The organism is Desulfofundulus luciae (assembly GCF_030813795.1).
Taxonomy (GTDB): Bacteria; Bacillota; Desulfotomaculia; order Desulfotomaculales; family Desulfovirgulaceae; genus Desulfofundulus; species Desulfofundulus luciae.
The window spans coordinates 105,735-123,327 of the sequence record NZ_JAUSUX010000002.1; the positions used below are offsets into that span (position 1 = coordinate 105,735).

Genomic DNA, 17,593 nt, shown 5'->3' on the forward strand with positions numbered 1-17,593 from the left:
TGGGTGGGAGGGGTCAGAAAAGAAAGGTCCCGGGAAGGGCGGGTGAAATTGTCACCCGGGTGATGATTCCGGTACGGGGGAACCGGTGTAGATACCTGCTGAATCTTGACGCGGATTTTATACGAAAATATCGAATCTGGACAACATATGCCTGCTGTGTTATAATTTAGGCAATTAAATAAAGTGAACGGGTGCTCCCTGCCGCAAAAGGCAAGGATAGAGGGAAGTCAGTGAAAATCTGACGCGGGGCCGCCACTGTGAATGGGGAGTCCGCCACACAAAACCACTGGCCCAAACTAACTGGTGAGCTGTTACATCCAATGGCACGCTTGTTCAGCACTGAATGATGTAACAGCAGGGTTCAATCGTTGTCATCGGTAAGTGCCGGGCTGGGAAGGCGTGGTGGGGCAGTGATCCATGAGCCAGGAAACCTGCCCGTTCCTTTTCACCGCTTGTACCTACGGTCCATGGGGAGGTGAAAGAACTTAAGTAGTATGCTTTTACCCCTGCACCCGGACATGCAGGGGTTTTTAGTGTTTTAAAAATGCCAGATTGCAGGAATAGGTGCTTTATCCTGAGGGATAAGGCTTAAAGGGGTGATATGGTCCACTGTCTGGGGAGCCCCTTCAACTTATTTAAAGAAGCTTTGGGTGACTTGAGGGGGCCATGACCTGAGGACAGCAGAGGGCATGCCTATTCCACTCCTCATTATCTGTACGGGGGGAGCGGTGGAGCATGTCCTTTTTGTGTTCACGCAGTTACATTACCCCCCGGCACCAGGTTGGGGGGTTTTCTTTGTGCTGGTTGGGCGGGCCGAATACCCCGGATTTTGGTCGTAATGGCAAAGGGGGAGCTTAGCAAATATGTTTTTTGCTGGCCGGTGGAACACCGGAAGTTGAGGGAATTGGCGCAATTAAAGCCAGTGGAAAAACAAAAAGCCGAGGATGTGGAAAAGTGGCTGCAGGCGTTTTTACCGGCATTAAAGGGTCCTTTTGCGGACCGGCGGTGGATTAAGTATGTTTTACGGGAACTTGCCCGGCCCAATCTTTCTACCCTTATTTGCTAGCTTGTTTCCTGGTAAGCTCAAGAGGACCTAAAAGGCGGCGCAGTTAAGGGAGCCTTGGCGGCCGCGAACCCCGCAGGTGGCTCAATAGACTCCGGCAATATTTAAGCGCCTGACCGGCCAGAGGAAGGCAAATCCCTATCCCCCAAAGGGGTTTTAACCGCTCCCGGATGGATTTGGCAGTAATTTTGGTGAGCGGTGGACAGGTATAGGAAGGTGACACTTACCGTGTCCGTGTTAAAAATGCCTTATGATGAAAAATTGCTAAGTTCATTAGAATCAATCATTACCGGCGACCCGATTGCGGATACTCTTTACCTGGCTCTAAAACATAAATACTATTCAGTTTACTGTCATTGTGTAAATGTATCCTGTTGTACCTACCTTTTGGCTACTAAAATGGGCTTGCCGGAACAAGAGTGTTTGCGTTTAACTCTAGGTGCATTACTCCATGACATAGGCAAAATTAACATATCGCCAAAGATTTTATACAAACCTGGCAAACTAAATAAAGAAGAATGGTCTGTAATTAAAAGGCATCCTGTTAATGGCATTAATTTACTGAATGATTCCAAGCTTTTCCATATGGTTGCTGATGCTATTCGTTATCACCACGAAAGGTACGATGGCAGTGGATATTTAGAGGGGTTGTCCGGGGAAGATATACCGTTGTCTGCAAGAATCGTCAGCATCGGTGATTGTTTTGACGCCCTGGTATCTTTCCGGCCCTATAAAAAAATATTAAGTTTTGAAGAAGCAATTGAAGAACTAATAAAAAGCAAAAACACTCATCTGGACGGTCGATTGGTAGATATGTTTATATCCATAGCGCCAGATTTTTATAAACATCATTATCATCCTACGTACTTTCCCCTTAGCGTAGAAAACAGTAACAAAAACTACAGCAAATTTATTATTAACGAAGATAGTGAACTCGAAATTAATTGGGAAGAAATTTTAGATCAGTTGCCTGATATAGGAATAATATTGATAGACAGGGATGATCGTATCCTCTTTTGCAACAATTTTGCAGCAAAATTAAGAGATGTAGAACCGGGTGAATTGATAGGCAAAACCATAATTGATATACAACGCCCCCACAGAAGAATAGTGGTTAAAGAAAAGCTTGCCAAAGTCAAAAGTGGCCAGGCAAATGGGTGGGAGCGGTTAATGGCAAGAAAAGGCAGATACATTGAAAATAAATATATAAAAATAGCAGATGAAAAAGGTTGCTACAGTGGGATGCTAATGCTGACAATGGATGTTACTCAAAGAGAAAAGCTTCTTAGAATGCTGCTAATTAATCTGGAAAAATTAAGTATTCTAGCCCAAGCAAACATATTTTTGAAGAAAGTATTTGATCTGGAAGATACATTAAACAACACTGCAGCCTTAATTAGTAAGGTTTTGACGCTCGAGAAATTATGGCTCGTTATTATGAGAAATGGAGAAATAAATTGCTTTCAGGAAGGAGAACAGCCCCTCAATGATAACCAGCGAGAAGAACTCATTAAAAAATGTGAAAAATTGGTACAAAACGGCCTCCAAGAGGTAATAATAGAAAAATGGGCGGGAAGCAAGAGAATTTTTATATTTTTAGAATCAGGGGATGAATTTAAAGGTTTTTTGGTTGTCGAAACAAAAGGTACTGTGCATATAGGGCAACAGGAACAAGACCTGCTTAAAGTGATTGGAAACTATGTAGCATATGCGATAAAAAATTATTATTTATATCGCGAGTTGGAAAATTTGGCAATGAAAGATCAATTAACGAGAGTCTACAATAGGCAGTACTTAAACCTCATAAAGAACAATTTAAATGTGCAAAGCAAGTTTGCTCTTATAGTGGTGGATATAGATCGTTTGAAGTATATCAATGATAACTTTGGGCATCAAATGGGTGACTTGATTATTAAGGGTACGGCAGATATTTTAAAACAATCCATCAGGCAAAGCGATTGGATTATAAGGATGGGTGGTGATGAATTCTTAATAATAGTCACTGACTGCAATGAGGCAGAAGTGCTAAAAATAATCAACCGCATAAAAGGTAAAGTAGCTGCTTGGGAACATCCCATTGCTGGCTTGAGCTTATCTGTAAGTGTGGGATATGCTATGTCCAAGCGCGGGCTGAGCTTTGATGAGATTTTTACTCTAGCGGATAACAATATGTATGAGCAAAAAAGAGGTTATACCAGGCTTTTTTAGGATTAATTACTGAGGACAAGCGCCGGGGCGAGGGGACGGCCCTGATCTGGTGTGTGGAAAATTTGTCTTTTGTAGGGGAGGGCAATTCCTTGTGAGCATCTGGAGGATTTTTTCGGGAAGGAGTAGCGGTTTGATTTGATAACCCTCAACTGTAGGGAATTCCTGGGTCGACGAAATTCCTTGGAAAGGAGTCTGATTGGCGGTGGGCAGGCTTACAGATAGTTTTTCGTCCACGATGTCTAAGCTGATAGTAGCCTTTACAACGATTGCTTTGCTTCTTCTTTTTCTGGGAGGGTCACATTTCTATTTTCTGGCAAAGATCAACGCCCTGGATCGGGAGGTGGAGCACGCGGACCAGGTTGTGATGGAGACTCATGCATTACAACTGTCTGTTGCGGACCTTTTAATGCCCCCACACGATTACTTGATTACCGGCTCCCTTGAAGAACGCGAAAATTTTAAAGTATTGCGGACTGAAACCGAAAATATACTGGCACGACTCCAGAGTTTGGATCCGGATTCTACTGCTGATATTTCACTAATTGAACAGGATTTACAAGCAATTTGCGAAACTGCGGAAGCACTTTTGGGTTTAAGGGATCCGGTAGGTAACAAAGATGTGGGCCACCTAATGGAAGAGATGGACGCTAAAGAGCAGAAGCTGATAAATGACATGTCCCGGTTTTTGACGCACGCTTCTGAGGTTAAACAAAATGCCAGTCTAACAAAATTCAGAACTGTGAGAGCGATTAGATTCTGGGAGATATTACTGCTAGGTGTGGTATTAATTCTTGTACTAATTATAGCTATATATTCCAAGCGTAATATCGGCATGCCACTTTTAAAATTGCAAACGGTAATTAATCAGGTGGCGTCTGGTGACCTTACTGGCGGCAGCTTGCTGGCTAATACGCGTGATGAATTCGGCAGTTTAGCGAGGGCGGTTAATCAGATGATTCAGAATCTAAAGGATATCGCTTACAGGCTGACCGGAAAGGCGCGGGAACTGACGGAGCAGATGCTGCAGATCAGCAGCGGCACGGAGCAGACAGCTAGTGCGGCGACCAGTGCTGCTTCGTCTGTCAGCAAGGTCGCGGCTTTAGCGGAACAGGTTTCGTCTGCCATCCAGAACCTTTCAGACACGGCCACGCAGACGGTGCAGCATGCGCGGGCGGGACAGGAGGGCCTGGATAAGGTGGTGGCGCAGATGGCCGCGATCCAGCAGGCGACCCGGAACATGGTGACGGCGATGGAACGGCTCGGGAAGAAGTCGGGGGAGATCGGCGCGGTCGTCGAATTGATCACCCAGATTGCCGACCAAACGAACCTGTTGGCGCTCAACGCGGCGATTGAGTCGGCGCGGGCCGGCGAGCAGGGGAAAGGCTTTGCGGTAGTGGCTGAAGAGGTTCGACGGCTGGCGGAACAGTCGGCCAGCGCGGCCAAGAAAATTTTCGGCCTGATAGAAGCGGTGCAGGAGGAGGCAAAGACAATGTCGGCAATGATGGATCAGAACGCCCAAACGGTGTCGGAGGGGACGGTGCTGACCAGCGAGGTAGTCCGCAACTTCCGAGAGATCATCCAAGCGGTGGAAGACCTGAACGGCCAGTTCAAGGAGATCGCGCGGGCTACACAGGAGGCAGCTGGTGGTGTAAGTAACATCACCGCTGCGGCGCAACAGCAGACGGCAACGATGCAGGAGATGGCCTCCTCGACCCAGCAGTTGGCGGCAATGGCTGAAGAACTTGAGGGGCTGGCGCGACGCTTTAAAGTGGCCTAGGGCGATTACTAGCAGTTTTAGGGAAGGAACTTTTTAAAAAACGTCGAATAAAAAATAAAAAACGTACGGAACTTTTGATGGCAGAAAGCCGGAGCTTTCCTGTCTGAACCCGGGTTTGAAACTGCGGATTATTAATTAGGCCACGAAGGCTGGTTCTCTAGCTATTTGGAGAGGAGCCTTTGTGGCCTTAATTTTTGGGGGAGGGAATATTTGTGAATGTTCTCCCGGCCGGTGAACCCCCTTTGTTGTCAACGGTTTATCCTTTTTTAGAACGCTTTTTCCCCGAACTTGCTGTTTTCCCGGAATTACTGATGCACAGTGTGCGCACGGCAAAGTATGCCTTTCGATTGAGTTGCTTCCTCGGGCTCGGCAGCCCCCGGCTCCTTTTTTGGGCCGGAGCCCTGCATGACGCAGGCAAACTGCTGGTGCCCCGTCATATTTTAGAGAAGCCCGGCCCTTTGCTGGAAAGCGAGTGGAAAATTATAGTGCGGCACCCCCTGTGGAGCTTTGAACTGGTGGAAAGCAGGTGCCGCGGGATCCGGGGCCTGGGGGGTATCCTGGCTGCAGTCAAAGCGCATCATGAGTCCTGGGACGGCACAGGCTATCCCGAGGGCCTGAAAGGTAACGGTATTCCCCTGGAGGCGAGAATTCTAGCCCTGGCCGACGTGTTTGATGCTCTAACCTCTCCCCGGCCCTACCGTTCTCCCCTGAGTTTGGGGGAAGCTCTTAAAGTGATGGCAGAAATGGGGGGTAAAAAACTGGATCCCCACCTGTTTCAAAAAGCGCGGGTTTTCCTGGCCCGTTTTAAGGAGGAAGCGGTTTGATGTCAGGGAGTGGGAGAAGGCGCAGTATAATTCAGGTATTTACCGTATGGTTCTTTACCCTTGCCCTGGTTCCCACCTTGCTGGCTGTTTATGCTACGGCCAAGTACCTCACCTTACAAACCGTTGCCTGGGCAAATAGATACCTGACCCAGATGGCTTTATACGAAAGCCAGATTATTTCCCTTTCCCTGAAGCACACTCTGGGAGAAGATGGATTTTTCTTCTCTTTCCAGGGAGAGAAGATTGCAGCCAGTAAAGGCGGGCTGGTAAAAAGAATAGACCCGGCTCAACTCGGGCCTTTGTTTCCGGTGGAACCGGAGCCTGCCCAAATTTTTGCCCCCAAATTTCTTTTTGGATTTGGTTACCAGCCCAAACTGCGGCTCAGGGAAATGCCGGTCATTTACCTGGAAGATAGTAATGGCGCTGTTCTTTATCTGGCCGGGAAAAGAGAAAAATCCTCCTCCGGGGACAGGTTATTGCTTAAGGCCTTCGGATTAAAAGAAAACCTGGAGGTTGGCGCGCCGGTGCCGGGAACCAATCTCAGGGTAAGGGTTTGGGCTTCAGTGGGAGGACTTGTGGAGGAACCTTTGCGGCAATTGTGTGTTCCTCTCGGCGGTACACTTATCCTGGTGATATTACTGTCAACCCTCCTTTATCCCCTGGCTGCGGCACAAATAGTATATCCCTTGAAAAATCTGGCTGAACGCTTGTCCCGTTTCGATCCGGCAAAAAAAGAGGATATCTTTGCAGGCAGCAAATTTCAGACCAGTGAGTTGGCCGGGATTGCTTCTTCCTTTAACAATATGGCCTTACGGGTACGGGACACTCTGTCCGAACTGGAGCAGAAAGTAAAAGAACTGGAGGAAAAAAACGAACTCCTCCACCAGGCCCGGCGGCGGCTGGAATGGCTGGCCAGCTATGATCCCCTTACAGGCGTTCTAAACCGCAGGTCTTTTATGGAGCGATGTTTGTATTTAATCAGGGAAGCGGGGGGCGAATTTCCCCACGTGGCCGTCTTGATGATGGACGTGGATAATTTTAAAACCATAAATGATTGTTACGGGCATCCGGTGGGCGATATGGTCCTGAAAAAAGTAGGGGAATTGTTGAGACATCAGGTCAGGAAGGATGATCTGGTGGGGCGGTACGGGGGTGATGAATTTGTCCTGTTCTTTCTCGTTAACCAACCGGGAGAATTTAATGTCCTTGCCCGGCGCATTTTTACCTCTCTTTGTTCTGCGCTGGCTTCCGTGTCGGAACCGGATCTGAATGTCTCCATCAGCATGGGTGGAGCAATTGCCGGACGTGTTTTAATTGATGACGACCGCGACCTGGAACGGCTCATCGGCTTCGCTGACCAGCTTCTTTTAGAGGGCAAGCGCCGGGGTAAGAAGGCGGTCCTGATCCGGTGTGCGGAAAATTTGTCTTTTGTAAGAGAGAGTGATTCCTTATGAACTGCTGGTAGATTTTATTTAAAAAAACTAGTTTAATTTGATAAAATTCCCAGCAGTAGGGAATTCCCGGGTTGACGGTATTCATTTAAAAGGGGGCCGTTTTTTATGCCGGCCCCCCTCTTAAAAATTAATGCTCATGCTCGTGAACATGGTGTTCGTGGTTGTGCATCTCTTCTTCTCCCGGCAGATGCTCGTGTTCGTGGGTATGCGTTACCGCCGGATGAGTGTGTTCGTGAGCGTGAGTTGTTTCCCCGTGCGCATGTGCATGCGTGTGGGTTACCGCCGGGTGAGTGTGTTCGTGGGCATGCTTGATTACCTCGGTCATAAATCATCCCTCCTCCAGGAAGATTTTTCTGCCGTCCGTCGGCAGATATTCCTCCTCAAAATTTTAACCTACAGATAGATGGTAAATCAAGTTGTTTCGCAAAATTTTTCTAAGGTTTACCTTTAATTCCAGGGTGCGTGTCCAAAAAGGATTGGACTCAAGATAACACAGGCTTAAGGAGAATTAAAATGGTAGTTTGCAGCACTACTGTGCCTATACAGGAAGATCTTTCTTCAAAAGGGATACCAGGTCCTGCAAAAAATCCCCGGGTGTACCGGCTGCGAAATCCACTTTCCCTTCCCAGTCTTCATTCAGGAAGTGCTTATCAAAACTTAACAACCAGTCCACCTTTGCTGTCATGGCCGCTGCCATTGTGGGGGCGTCCTTTTCGTTAATCAACGATTTGACCCGTTCCAGATCGTAATCATCAGGATCTGCCATTTTAAAGGGCAATGCCTTAAACAATGTGTGGAAGTGGTCCATACAACCGGGCAACTTTTTCTGCAAGTTCCGGAATACTTCACTTACAACAGTCTCAGAAACGTACGGAGTGATTATCCCCAGTTCAACCAGGGCAAGCACCTCGTGCGAACCGCCGGTTCTCGACGCCAGGCCGGCAATAATCACGCTGCTGTCCAGGAATACTTTAATCTGTTTCATATTTGTGAGTACCCTCTCTTAATTCCGCCAGCAGCTGCTTCAAGTCCACATTTTATTGCAAGATTGACTTTTCCCTTTTAATTTGGTAGGATGGGTTATGAACGGAAGTTGAGTAATTTTTAACCCCGTAGTGAAGACGGGAACGAGGCGCACCAGTTTTTGGAAAATCACATAAGGGCAGGTAAAAATAAACGGCCACGGAGGCCCGGGTGTCCTTTTTTGGAGAAAAGGGGGGGCGTGGCTTTATTGTTTTTTTGAACCATAGTGTTCACAAGTTAAGTTAATTTAAAGAAGGTGATCGCTTTTGGAACTAGTTCCTGTTGGGGTAATCCACAGCCCTTACCGGGTGCCCGGCGAGGCGCCGCACCAGGGGCGTTTTTCCGACCAGACGGCGGAGCTGGAGATTTACCCCCAGTTTATGGAAGGTTTAAAAGATGTGGAACATGCAACCCACCTGATTGTGCTTTACTGGTGCCACCTGGCGCGCCGGGACACACTGCAGACAAGAACGCCCTTTGGCCCGGAAATACGCGGTGTTTTTGCCTGCCGCTCACCTTCCCGGCCCAACCCCATTGCCTTCTGTGTGGCGGAGCTGCTGGAGGTGAAGGAAAACCGCCTGCTGGTGCGTGGGGTCGACGCGCTGGACGGGAGCCCGCTTATAGACATAAAACCGTATTCTTCTGATGTGGACAGTGTTTGAAACAAAAGTAAGGCGATAAAATTTGGGTCAGGAAGGCCCTTTTGCCGGCCTGAAGGCCGGAAGGGGGCCTTTTTGCATTTTCAAGGAACTACGGATGGGAGGTTTTTTCGATGCCCAAAATCATGATCTGCGGCCGGGGCGGCAGCGGCAAGAGCACGCTGGTTACCTTGCTGGCAAGAGCGCTTGCTGAACGGGGAAAGGTGCTGGTGGTGGATACTGACGAATCGAACCTGGGCTTGGATAAAATGCTGGGCCAGACGTCGCCGGCGATGACTTTAATGGGTTGCCTGGGCGGTAAACCCGCGGTACGCGATAAGTTGCTGGCCTCCATTCAGAAAAAGGGTGACGAAAACACGGGCTTCTTCGCGGACGGTTTAAACCTGGCCAGCTTGCCCCCTGAATGTACTGGTGGGGAGTGGCCGTTGCGTTTCCTGCGTATTGGTAAAATTGAGCGCAGTTTGGAAGGTTGTGCATGTCCCATGGGGGCGGTGGCCCGCTCGTTTTTAAAGCAGTTGCGGGTTGATCAAGACGAGTGGGTGCTTGTGGATACCGAAGCCGGGGTGGAGCACTTCGGCCGGGGAGTTGTAGAGGGTGTGGACCTGGTGGTGATGGTTGTTGATCCCTCGTACGAAGCGGTCCTGCTGGCAGAACGGGCCAAAACTTTAGCAGCGGAAGTAAGAAAAGATTTTATAGCCGTTTTAAATAAGGTCGATGCCGTGACGGAACCTTTTCTCCGCCGTGAGCTGTCTGAGAAAGGTATTCCGGTGCGGGGCGCGTTTGGTTTTTCGCCGGAAATCATGGAAGCCAACCTGGTAGGCAATCCGCTGCCGGCGGGAAACTATCGGGAACAGGTAAAGGAGTTGCTGGCTTCCCTCGCAATTTAAGATTTTAAAACATTACTCCGGCCTGATTAACAAGTGGTGATTGTCGTCCCTAGAAATTATTTAACTTGGCTGAAACAAGGGAGGAGAAAGGATGCGCACGAAAGCATTGAAGGCAGGGTTCCTGCTCATTGTACTGCTGATTACCCTGGTTGTCCTGGGTGGGTGCGGTGCTAAAACAGCCGGGCAGGATAAGGCTGCGCCGCAGAAAGCCGTTGTCACCGACCTGGCCGGCCGGCAGGTGGAGGTTCCCGTTCCGGCAAATAAGGTGGTGGCCATCGGCCCCGGCGCGTTGCGGCTGGTTTGCTATGTCAACGGCGCGGATAAGGTGGTGGGTGTGGAAAACCTGGAAAAAAGACAGCCCACCGGCAGGCCGTATATTCTGGCCCATCCCGAATTAAAGGATTTGCCCACCATTGGCCAGGGAGGGCCCGATTCCACCCCGGATGCGGAAAAGCTGGTCAGCGTCAAGCCGGACGTAATTTTTGTCGCTTACCTGGTGGATAAGGCCAAGGCCGATGATCTCCAGGCTAAGACCGGGATTCCGGTGGTGGTTTTAAGCTACGGGAAGCTGGCCACCTTTGACGAGGACGTTTATAAGTCCCTTGAGCTGATTGGCAAAATTACCGGCAATGAGGAAAGGGCCCGGGAAATAGTTGATTACCTGCAAAAATGCCAGCAGGACTTGCATGAGAGGACGAAGGACATCCCTGAAGACAAAAAACCCGGGGTCTACGTGGGCGCCCTGGGCATGAAGGGAGTGCACGGCATCGAGAGCACCCAGGCCAAGTATCCGCCCTTTGTAGCTGTCAACGCCCGGAATGTGGTTGACGAGACGGGTAAAACGGGAAGCGTCATGATCGACAAGGAAAAGCTCCTGAGCTGGGACCCTGATATCATTTTCATCGATGAAGGGGGCCTCTCCCTGGTGCGGGAAGACTACAAGAAAAACCCGCAGTTTTACCAGTCCCTGAAGGCGGTCAAAGCAGGCCGGGTTTACGGCCAGATCCCATATAACTACTACACCACGAACATCGACACCGCCATTGCCGACGCCTACTACGCCGGAAAAGTGATTTACCCCGAACAATTTAAAGATATCGACCCGGCCCAAAAGGCCGATGAGATTTACCATTTCCTTTTGGGCAAACCTGTATATGAACAAATGGCGAAAGATTACGGTGGATTTAAAAAGCTGGATCTTGCCGGTCCGTAATACCCGGGGAGTTCCTGTGTTCGGAGCGAGCCGGACAATTCCAGCCCGATGGTAAATGATGGTAAACCTCTATTTTCGTGGGTGATAAAAAATATGCGACAGGTAGCGATCCCGGAAAGTTACCTCAAGTATACCCAGAGAAAAGTTTTCATCATTTGCCTGCTTGTCCTTTTAACCGCCCTGCTGGGTGTATATGCCATCAACGCCGGGTCGGCGGAGCTTTCACCGGCCCAGGTGCTGCTGACCCTGCTGGGCAAAGCGGAGGGACGTTTAAATATCATTATCTGGAATATCCGGTTGCCCCGGGTGCTGGCGGCGGTTACTGCCGGGGTCGGCCTTTCCGTGGCGGGTTGCGTGATGCAAAACCTCTTGCGAAACCCCCTGGCGTCCCCTTTCACCCTGGGCATTTCGCAGGGCGCGGCCTTTGGCGCCGCCGTGGCCATCATTGCCCTGGGGGCGGGGAGCACCCACAGCACCAGCGCTGATGCAGTCATCATCAACAACCCCTACCTGGTCACCATTTCCGCCTTTGTGGGGGCGATGGCGACGACCCTGGTGGTCCTCTTCCTGGCTCAGGTCAGGGGGGTCACTCCCGAAGCGATGGTCCTGGCGGGGGTGGCCCTGGGCTCCCTTTTTTCAGCCGCCACCATTATCCTGCAGTTTTTTGCCAGCGACGTGCAGGTGGCTTCGATTGTTTTCTGGACCTTCGGCGACATCGGCCGGGCTTCCTGGCGGGATCTGGAAATTATGGCCGCGGTAACCGGCACCGCGCTGCTTTACTTTATGGCCAACCGGTGGAATTACAACGCTCTGGACGGCGGGGAGGAGACGGCCAAAGGGCTGGGTGTTGATGTGGAGAGAATCAGGTTGACCGGGATGTTCGTGGCCTCCCTGGTCACGGCGGTAATTGTTTCGTTTCTGGGCATCATCGGCTTCATCGGCCTGGTCGGCCCGCACATGATGAGAAGGGTGCTGGGCGGCGACCACCGTTTTTTAATCCCGGCTGCCAGCGTAATGGGAGGGCTTTTGCTGCTTGCTTCCGATACCCTGGCCAGAACCATTATTTCCCCGGTTGTTTTGCCGGTGGGGGCGATTACCTCCTTTATGGGTGCCCCCCTGTTCCTTTACCTTCTCTCCAGGGGGTACGGCAAAAGATGATCTTGTCGGTAGACGGAGTGGAATTCAGTTACAGCAGCCGGCCCGTGTTAAAGGATATCAAATTTGAAGTCAACAGGGGGGAATTTTTTTCTATCCTGGGCAACAACGGCGCCGGTAAGTCCACCCTGCTCAAGTGCCTGAACAGAATTTTAAAGCCGCAAACGGGGACAATTCTCATTGAAAAAGAAGACCTGTTTGCGCTCAGCCCCCGGGAAGTTGCCCGCCGCCTGGGGTACGTGGCGCAAAGATACGAAAGCACCCGGTTTACGGTCTTCGACGCCGTGCTTTTGGGCAGGAAACCCCACATCAAGTGGGGTACAACCGCAAGAGACCTGGAAATCGTCCGGAATGTTTTGAGCATTCTCGGCCTGGAGGAGTTTTCCCTGCGCTACCTGGATGAATTGAGCGGGGGAGAGCTGCAAAAGGTGGTCATTGCCAGGGCCCTGGCCCAGGAACCCCGGGTTCTTTTACTGGACGAACCCACCAGCAACCTGGATTTGAAAAATCAATTCGAGGTTTTGAAAACGGTGAAAAGTGCGGCCAGGGAACAAAACATTGCGGCGGTGGTGGTAATGCACGACCTTAACCTTGCTTTGCGGTTTGCAGATAAATTCCTGCTCCTGAAGAACAGGACCGTCTTTGCTTGCGGGGGGATGGAAATCATGACTCCGGAAAACATCGCCGGCGTCTACGGTGTTCCGGTAGCGGTGGAAAGACTGGCGAACATACCTGTAGTCGTACCGTTGTAACAGCCCGGGGGTAGTCCTTATGGTTTTTTTTTGAGGTAGTGAAAAGGAGGTGGTTTTTTGCATTTATTTTCGGTTGGTGACCGCGAGTTTTGGGAGAAACTCTGGCAAGATGCACGGGAAAACTCGCCGTTAACAAGGCGGCGTTGCCGTAGCGAGAAAGAGATGGTGGAAAATTGGAACCGGCGCGCCAGATGGTTTGCCCGGCGTACCAGCAATGGTAGGGGCCAGGACAGAAGAAAAATGGTGCTGGATATGCTGGAACGGGAAGGAGCGCTTGGACCTGAGGTCAAAGTGCTGGATATCGGGGCCGGGCCGGGTAACTATGCCATCCCCATGGCCCGATTGTGCGAGCAGGTAACCGCCCTTGAACCTGCCGCCGAGATGGTAAAAATATTGGAAGACAGGGCAAGGGCCGGGCAGGTAGAAAACATTACTATTATTCAGCGAACCTGGCAGGAAGTGGAGGTGGAAAAAGACGGGCTGGCCGGCCGGTTTGATCTGGTGTTTGCCTCGATGACACCCGGGGTGCGGGACCCGGAAACACTGCAAAAAATGCTTGCAGCGTCAAGGAAGTTTTGCTACTTGAGCGCTTTTTCCGGAAAACGTTGGGAAAAGGCGCACCGCGAGCTCTGGCAACGGTTCTTTGGTGAAGACATGGGCGATAATCCGGGAGATATAATTTACCCGTTTGGTTTGCTCTATGCCATGGGTTACCGGCCCAGCCTCAAATTTTTTACCGTTAACCGGGTGGAGGAAGAACCGGTGGAAAAAGCAGTGGAGAATTTGGCAAGATTTTTCTGGAGCTATATGGATATCACTCCCGATGTCAGGCGGACGTTATGTATCGAGGTGAAATAGTGGAAACGGGAGTGTCTTTCGAAATATTCGAAAACCCGGAACATGTTTACACCAGAAAGCTCTTGAGGGAAGCTTTCAGAGATTTGGTTTGATTGAATGCTTCCGCTGGTGTCCCGGGGGTGGTCATGGGCGGCAGCGGTCCCACTGTTTTTGGCCTGTGCCGGGATGGGGGGAAGGCCCGCCGGGTGGCCGGACGGCTTCACCCGGGGCTGGGGCGGCTTTTGCACACCCGTTTTTTGCAGCCAGGCAGGTTCAGATAGTTTGCGCAAACTGCTGTGTTCAGGTAAAATAATGAAAAAGCTGCGGATTAAGGCAACGGAACCAAGTACGCAGGGGAATGGAGGTGCGAAAAATGAGAGCCGTCCCGGGTGAGCTGGCGGCCGGCCGGCAAAGGTATACCTACGAAGACTACTGCCGCCTTCCGGAAGGGTCACCCTATCAACTGATTGGGGGAGAACTGGTCATGACACCCTCGCCCACACCATACCACCAGATGGTGTCCATGAAACTGGAATTAAAAATGGCGGGTTATGTCCTGGAAAAGGGACTGGGCATTGTTTTAGACGCTCCCGTCGACGTCTATCTGGAAGAAACGGAAACCTACCAGCCGGACATAATTTATATTTCCAACGAAAGGCTGTCCATAATCGAAGAGAAGCGGATTAATGGCGCCCCGGACCTGGTGGTGGAAATCCTTTCCCCCGGTACCGGTTATTACGACCTGCGGACCAAGTATAAGGTTTACGAAAAGAGCGGCGTCAGGGAATACTGGATCGTTGACCCCCATAGTAAATCGGTCCAGGTTTTTTGCCTGAAGGGCGGTAAATATGCCCTGGACCAGGAAGTGGAGCAGCAGGGGGAGGTTCAGTCCCGTGTGATCGCCGGATTTGTAGTACAGGTGGAAAGTATTTTTTAAAAAGTTGACACGATCCCGGGGCCACCTTGCCCGGCAAGGGCGGGAACCCCGGGCCGGCCTGTTCCCGTTTGCTTCGCCTTCAGCCTCCAAACGCTCTTCCATCCTTTCCTTTAACAGCTTACCCAAACTCATGCCCTCTCTTTTGCGGTCGTCCCAGGTCGGTGGCTTCTCCCGGCCCGGCAGAGGCTGGGGCGGATCCAGCTTCCTGTCTAATGCGTTTCACCTCAAGCCTTTCCTATCCCTGGCTGTGCACGGCAACTGGAACATCATCCTGACCATGCTCATAGCGGCCTCCTTAGGAATGGACGGGCGACAGTGAAAAAGACAAAAGCGGGCTGCAGGGAAAAATAGCCCCGGCGACGTAAAACTATTGGTAAAACCGAAAGGGAGATATTGCCCGTGCTTGAAGTGCTGGCCTGTGCCAAGATAAACCTTACCCTGGACATTACGGGTCTTTTGCCCGATGGTTACCACGAGCTGGAAACAGTAATGCAAAGCGTAGCCCTTTGTGACCGGCTGGTGTTTTCCCTTCGCCCGCAGGGCATTGAGCTCCAAACCGACAGCCCCTTTATACCTGCCGGTCCGGAAAATCTGGTTTACCGGGCGGCGGAGCTTTTGCAAAGGGTTACCGGGTGCCGTCAGGGGGTGCATATTTTTCTATCCAAAAACATCCCGGCGTCCGCCGGCCTGGGTGGCGGTTCCGCCGATGCGGCGGCCACCCTGGCGGCCTTGAATCAACTCTGGTCCCTGGGCCTCTCCCGGGAGGAGCTGTTTGGTTTAGCCGAAAAGCTGGGGGCGGATGTACCCTTTTGCCTCGCAGGAGGTACCGTTTTGGCCCGGGGAAAAGGGGAGTTGCTTACTCCCCTGAAACCCCTCCCCCCTCTGGGAGTGGTTCTGGTCACCCCACCCCTGGCCGTATCTACGGCCCAAATTTACCGGGAGTATGACCGCCTTTTGCCCGGTGTTCATCCAGATACCCCTGCCATGGTGACGGCTATTGAACGCCGGGATATCATGGCGGTGGCCGCCCTTTTGGGGAATATACTGGAGCCGGTAACTGCCACCCTTTACCCACAGGTTTACGTGGTAAAGAAAGCCCTGAAAGCGGCCGGTGCCCCGGGGGTCGTCATGAGCGGCAGCGGTCCTACCGTTTTTGGCCTGTGCCGGGATGAAGGGGAAGCCCGCCGGGTGGCCGCACGGCTGGACCCGGGGCTGGGGCGGATTTTGTACACTCGTTTTTGCTGCCATGCAATAAAACTTGCAGTAATTACTGGCTGCAGGTAAAATATAAGTGTTATGACCAGAAAAAGGGGTGGCGGCCGTGGAAGAAACGAGACTCATTCCAATTAAGCTGGATAATTATAAGCCTTTAAGGGAACTGGTTTTTGAATCCTTGCGGGAGGCGATTATCCAGGGCCGTCTGAAACCCGGGGAACGGTTAATGGAAATCCAGCTGGCTGAAGAAATGGGGGTAAGCCGCACTCCCGTGCGGGAGGCCATCCGTAAGCTGGAACTGGAAGGTTTTGTGGTCATGGTGCCCCGCAAGGGAGCCTATGTAGCGGGAATTTCGGTAAAGGATATTGTCGACGTCTTTGAAGTGCGGGCGGCACTGGAAGCGCTGGCCGCCGGCCTGGCCGCTGAGCGGATTACCGAAGAGGAGCTGGAGGAGCTGGAACGGGCACTGGTGAAGACATACGAAGTCAGCAGCCACGACCTGGAGGCACTGGTTGAAACGGATACCAGATTCCATGAGCTCATTTACAAGGCCAGCCGGAACGAAAGGTTGGTTCAGATCATCACCAACCTGGCGGATCAAATTCAACGCTTCCGGGCCACTTCTTTAGCCCAGCCGGGTCGAACCAAGCATGCCCTGGAAGAACACAAGCAAATTGTGGAAGCCATTAGTGAACGTAACGTGGAGCTGGCCCAGATCCTGGCGCGGGAGCATATTGAGAATGCCGAACAGAGCCTGTTGAACGCCCTGGGGGAGGCAAAGGAATAATGGTGGATGCGGTGGTTCTGGCCGGCAGTCCCAATAACGGGCCGCTCAAGGAATGCAGCCCGGTACCCTACGAGGCGCTCATTCCTATTGGCTCCAAAGCGATGGTGCAATACGTAGTGGAAGCATTGGCCCGGACCAGGGGGGTAGGCCGGATTGTAGTGGTCGGGCCCAGGGAGGAGCTGGTGAATCACCTCAAAGATGACCGGGTGCGGGTTGTTCCGGCGGGCAGCAGTCTTCTGGAAAACGTCCAGCAGGGATTGGAAGAGTTGCCGGGTGCCCGCCGGGTGCTGCTGGTCAGCTCCGACATTCCCCTGATCACCCCCCGGGCCATTGAAGATTTCCTGGAACTCTGTCAGGATCAAGAGGCGGATTTGTACTACCCCATTGTGCCCAGGGAAGCTGTGGAAAGCCGTTTTGCCGTTCCCGTACGGCGGACATACGTCAGTCTTAAAGAAGGTGTTTTCACCGGGGGCAACCTGTTTTTACTTAATCCGGAAGTGGTTTCCCGTTGTTTGCCCCTGGGGCAGCAGCTGGTGGCCGCCCGGAAAAGCCCCCTGCGCCTGTGCCGCCTGGTAGGCCTGGGCTTTTTGATTCGTTTTCTTTTGCACCGGGTTACGCTGGAAGAAGCCCAGGCGCGGGTTTCCCGCCTTCTGGGCATCCGCGGGGTGGTGGTGATCAGCCGCTACCCGGAAGTGGGTGTGGATGTGGACAAACCCGTGGATCTGGCCCTGGTGATCAGAACGCTGCAGCAGGCCTCGTGAGGTTATAAGGATTCGGGGGCCGGGGCCACCGCCCCGGCCCC

General features: G+C 51.6%; 18 protein-coding genes, 1 pseudogene and 1 riboswitch. Of the genes and pseudogenes, 18 read left to right on the forward strand and 1 reads right to left on the reverse strand.

Annotation, left to right across the window (positions count from 1 at the left end; translation table 11 throughout):
• Positions 1 to 172: 172 nt before the first annotated feature.
• Positions 173 to 453, forward strand: a riboswitch (cobalamin riboswitch).
• 463 nt (positions 454 to 916) lie between these two features.
• The 6 genes and pseudogenes from J2Z49_RS14800 to J2Z49_RS02005 all read left to right on the forward strand — a co-directional run.
• A pseudogene (locus J2Z49_RS14800) lies at positions 917 to 1,066 on the forward strand (ISLre2 family transposase); the annotation flags it as partial.
• A 225-nt stretch (positions 1,067 to 1,291) separates the two neighbouring features.
• Positions 1,292 to 3,271 carry a diguanylate cyclase gene (locus tag J2Z49_RS01985; protein WP_307399370.1) on the forward strand — a complete coding sequence of 660 codons (1,980 nt, stop codon included), beginning with the start codon at positions 1,292 to 1,294 and terminating at the stop codon, positions 3,269 to 3,271.
• A 235-nt stretch (positions 3,272 to 3,506) separates the two neighbouring features.
• The gene (locus tag J2Z49_RS01990; RefSeq protein ID WP_307399372.1) at positions 3,507 to 5,048 is read left to right on the forward strand and encodes a methyl-accepting chemotaxis protein; all 1,542 of its coding nucleotides are present in this window, start codon (positions 3,507 to 3,509) and stop codon (positions 5,046 to 5,048) included.
• A gap of 212 nt (positions 5,049 to 5,260) precedes the next feature.
• Entirely contained in the window at positions 5,261 to 5,872 is a 612-nt protein-coding gene (locus J2Z49_RS01995) for an HD-GYP domain-containing protein (protein WP_307399374.1), read from the forward strand.
• Positions 5,872 to 7,326: a GGDEF domain-containing protein gene (locus tag J2Z49_RS02000; RefSeq protein WP_307399520.1), complete on the forward strand. Its 1,455-nt coding sequence runs from the start codon at positions 5,872 to 5,874 to the stop codon at positions 7,324 to 7,326. Before J2Z49_RS01995 ends, J2Z49_RS02000 begins: the two co-directional genes overlap by 1 nt.
• A gap of 136 nt (positions 7,327 to 7,462) precedes the next feature.
• Positions 7,463 to 7,729, forward strand: coding sequence for a hypothetical protein (locus tag J2Z49_RS02005; protein WP_307399376.1), 267 nt, complete (start codon positions 7,463 to 7,465; stop codon positions 7,727 to 7,729).
• Between the two features lie 135 nt (positions 7,730 to 7,864).
• Here the strand turns inward: J2Z49_RS02005 and J2Z49_RS02010 are convergent, their stop codons facing one another.
• Positions 7,865 to 8,311: a PIN domain-containing protein gene (locus J2Z49_RS02010; protein WP_307399377.1), complete on the reverse strand. Its 447-nt coding sequence runs from the start codon at positions 8,309 to 8,311 to the stop codon at positions 7,865 to 7,867.
• A 304-nt stretch (positions 8,312 to 8,615) separates the two neighbouring features.
• Between J2Z49_RS02010 and tsaA the strand changes: the two genes are divergently transcribed.
• The 12 genes from tsaA (at position 8,616) to J2Z49_RS02070 (ending at position 17,552) form a co-directional block, all read left to right on the forward strand.
• Positions 8,616 to 9,011, forward strand: a complete 396-nt coding sequence (gene tsaA, locus J2Z49_RS02015; protein ID WP_307399378.1) for a tRNA (N6-threonylcarbamoyladenosine(37)-N6)-methyltransferase TrmO — start codon at positions 8,616 to 8,618, stop codon at positions 9,009 to 9,011.
• Positions 9,012 to 9,121: 110 nt separating this feature from the next.
• A complete protein-coding gene (locus tag J2Z49_RS02020; RefSeq protein WP_307399381.1) occupies positions 9,122 to 9,895 on the forward strand; it encodes an ATP-binding protein in 774 nt (257 codons plus the stop codon).
• A 91-nt stretch (positions 9,896 to 9,986) separates the two neighbouring features.
• The gene (locus J2Z49_RS02025) at positions 9,987 to 11,108 is read left to right on the forward strand and encodes an iron ABC transporter substrate-binding protein (RefSeq protein WP_307399383.1); all 1,122 of its coding nucleotides are present in this window, start codon (positions 9,987 to 9,989) and stop codon (positions 11,106 to 11,108) included.
• 93 nt (positions 11,109 to 11,201) lie between these two features.
• Entirely contained in the window at positions 11,202 to 12,266 is a 1,065-nt protein-coding gene (locus tag J2Z49_RS02030; RefSeq protein WP_307399385.1) for a FecCD family ABC transporter permease, read from the forward strand.
• Positions 12,263 to 13,015, forward strand: coding sequence for an ABC transporter ATP-binding protein (locus tag J2Z49_RS02035; protein ID WP_307399387.1), 753 nt, complete (start codon positions 12,263 to 12,265; stop codon positions 13,013 to 13,015). The genes J2Z49_RS02030 and J2Z49_RS02035 overlap by 4 nt, the downstream gene beginning before the upstream one ends.
• 162 nt (positions 13,016 to 13,177) lie before the next feature.
• Positions 13,178 to 13,873 (forward strand): class I SAM-dependent methyltransferase, encoded by a 696-nt coding sequence (locus tag J2Z49_RS02040; RefSeq protein WP_307399389.1) that lies wholly within the window; start codon positions 13,178 to 13,180, stop codon positions 13,871 to 13,873.
• Positions 13,874 to 13,965: 92 nt separating this feature from the next.
• A complete protein-coding gene (locus J2Z49_RS02045; protein ID WP_307399391.1) occupies positions 13,966 to 14,133 on the forward strand; it encodes a hypothetical protein in 168 nt (55 codons plus the stop codon).
• Between the two features lie 92 nt (positions 14,134 to 14,225).
• Positions 14,226 to 14,789 (forward strand): Uma2 family endonuclease, encoded by a 564-nt coding sequence (locus J2Z49_RS02050; protein WP_307399393.1) that lies wholly within the window; start codon positions 14,226 to 14,228, stop codon positions 14,787 to 14,789.
• Positions 14,790 to 14,793: 4 nt separating this feature from the next.
• Complete coding sequence (locus J2Z49_RS02055; protein WP_307399394.1) at positions 14,794 to 15,108, forward strand: hypothetical protein; 315 nt, start codon at positions 14,794 to 14,796, stop codon at positions 15,106 to 15,108.
• An 80-nt stretch (positions 15,109 to 15,188) separates the two neighbouring features.
• Complete coding sequence (gene ispE, locus J2Z49_RS02060; RefSeq protein ID WP_307399396.1) at positions 15,189 to 16,073, forward strand: 4-(cytidine 5'-diphospho)-2-C-methyl-D-erythritol kinase; 885 nt, start codon at positions 15,189 to 15,191, stop codon at positions 16,071 to 16,073.
• Positions 16,074 to 16,110: 37 nt separating this feature from the next.
• Complete coding sequence (locus tag J2Z49_RS02065; RefSeq protein WP_307399397.1) at positions 16,111 to 16,791, forward strand: GntR family transcriptional regulator; 681 nt, start codon at positions 16,111 to 16,113, stop codon at positions 16,789 to 16,791.
• Positions 16,791 to 17,552 carry a nucleotidyltransferase family protein gene (locus J2Z49_RS02070; RefSeq protein ID WP_307399399.1) on the forward strand — a complete coding sequence of 254 codons (762 nt, stop codon included), beginning with the start codon at positions 16,791 to 16,793 and terminating at the stop codon, positions 17,550 to 17,552. The genes J2Z49_RS02065 and J2Z49_RS02070 overlap by 1 nt, the downstream gene beginning before the upstream one ends.
• Positions 17,553 to 17,593: the final 41 nt, after the last annotated feature.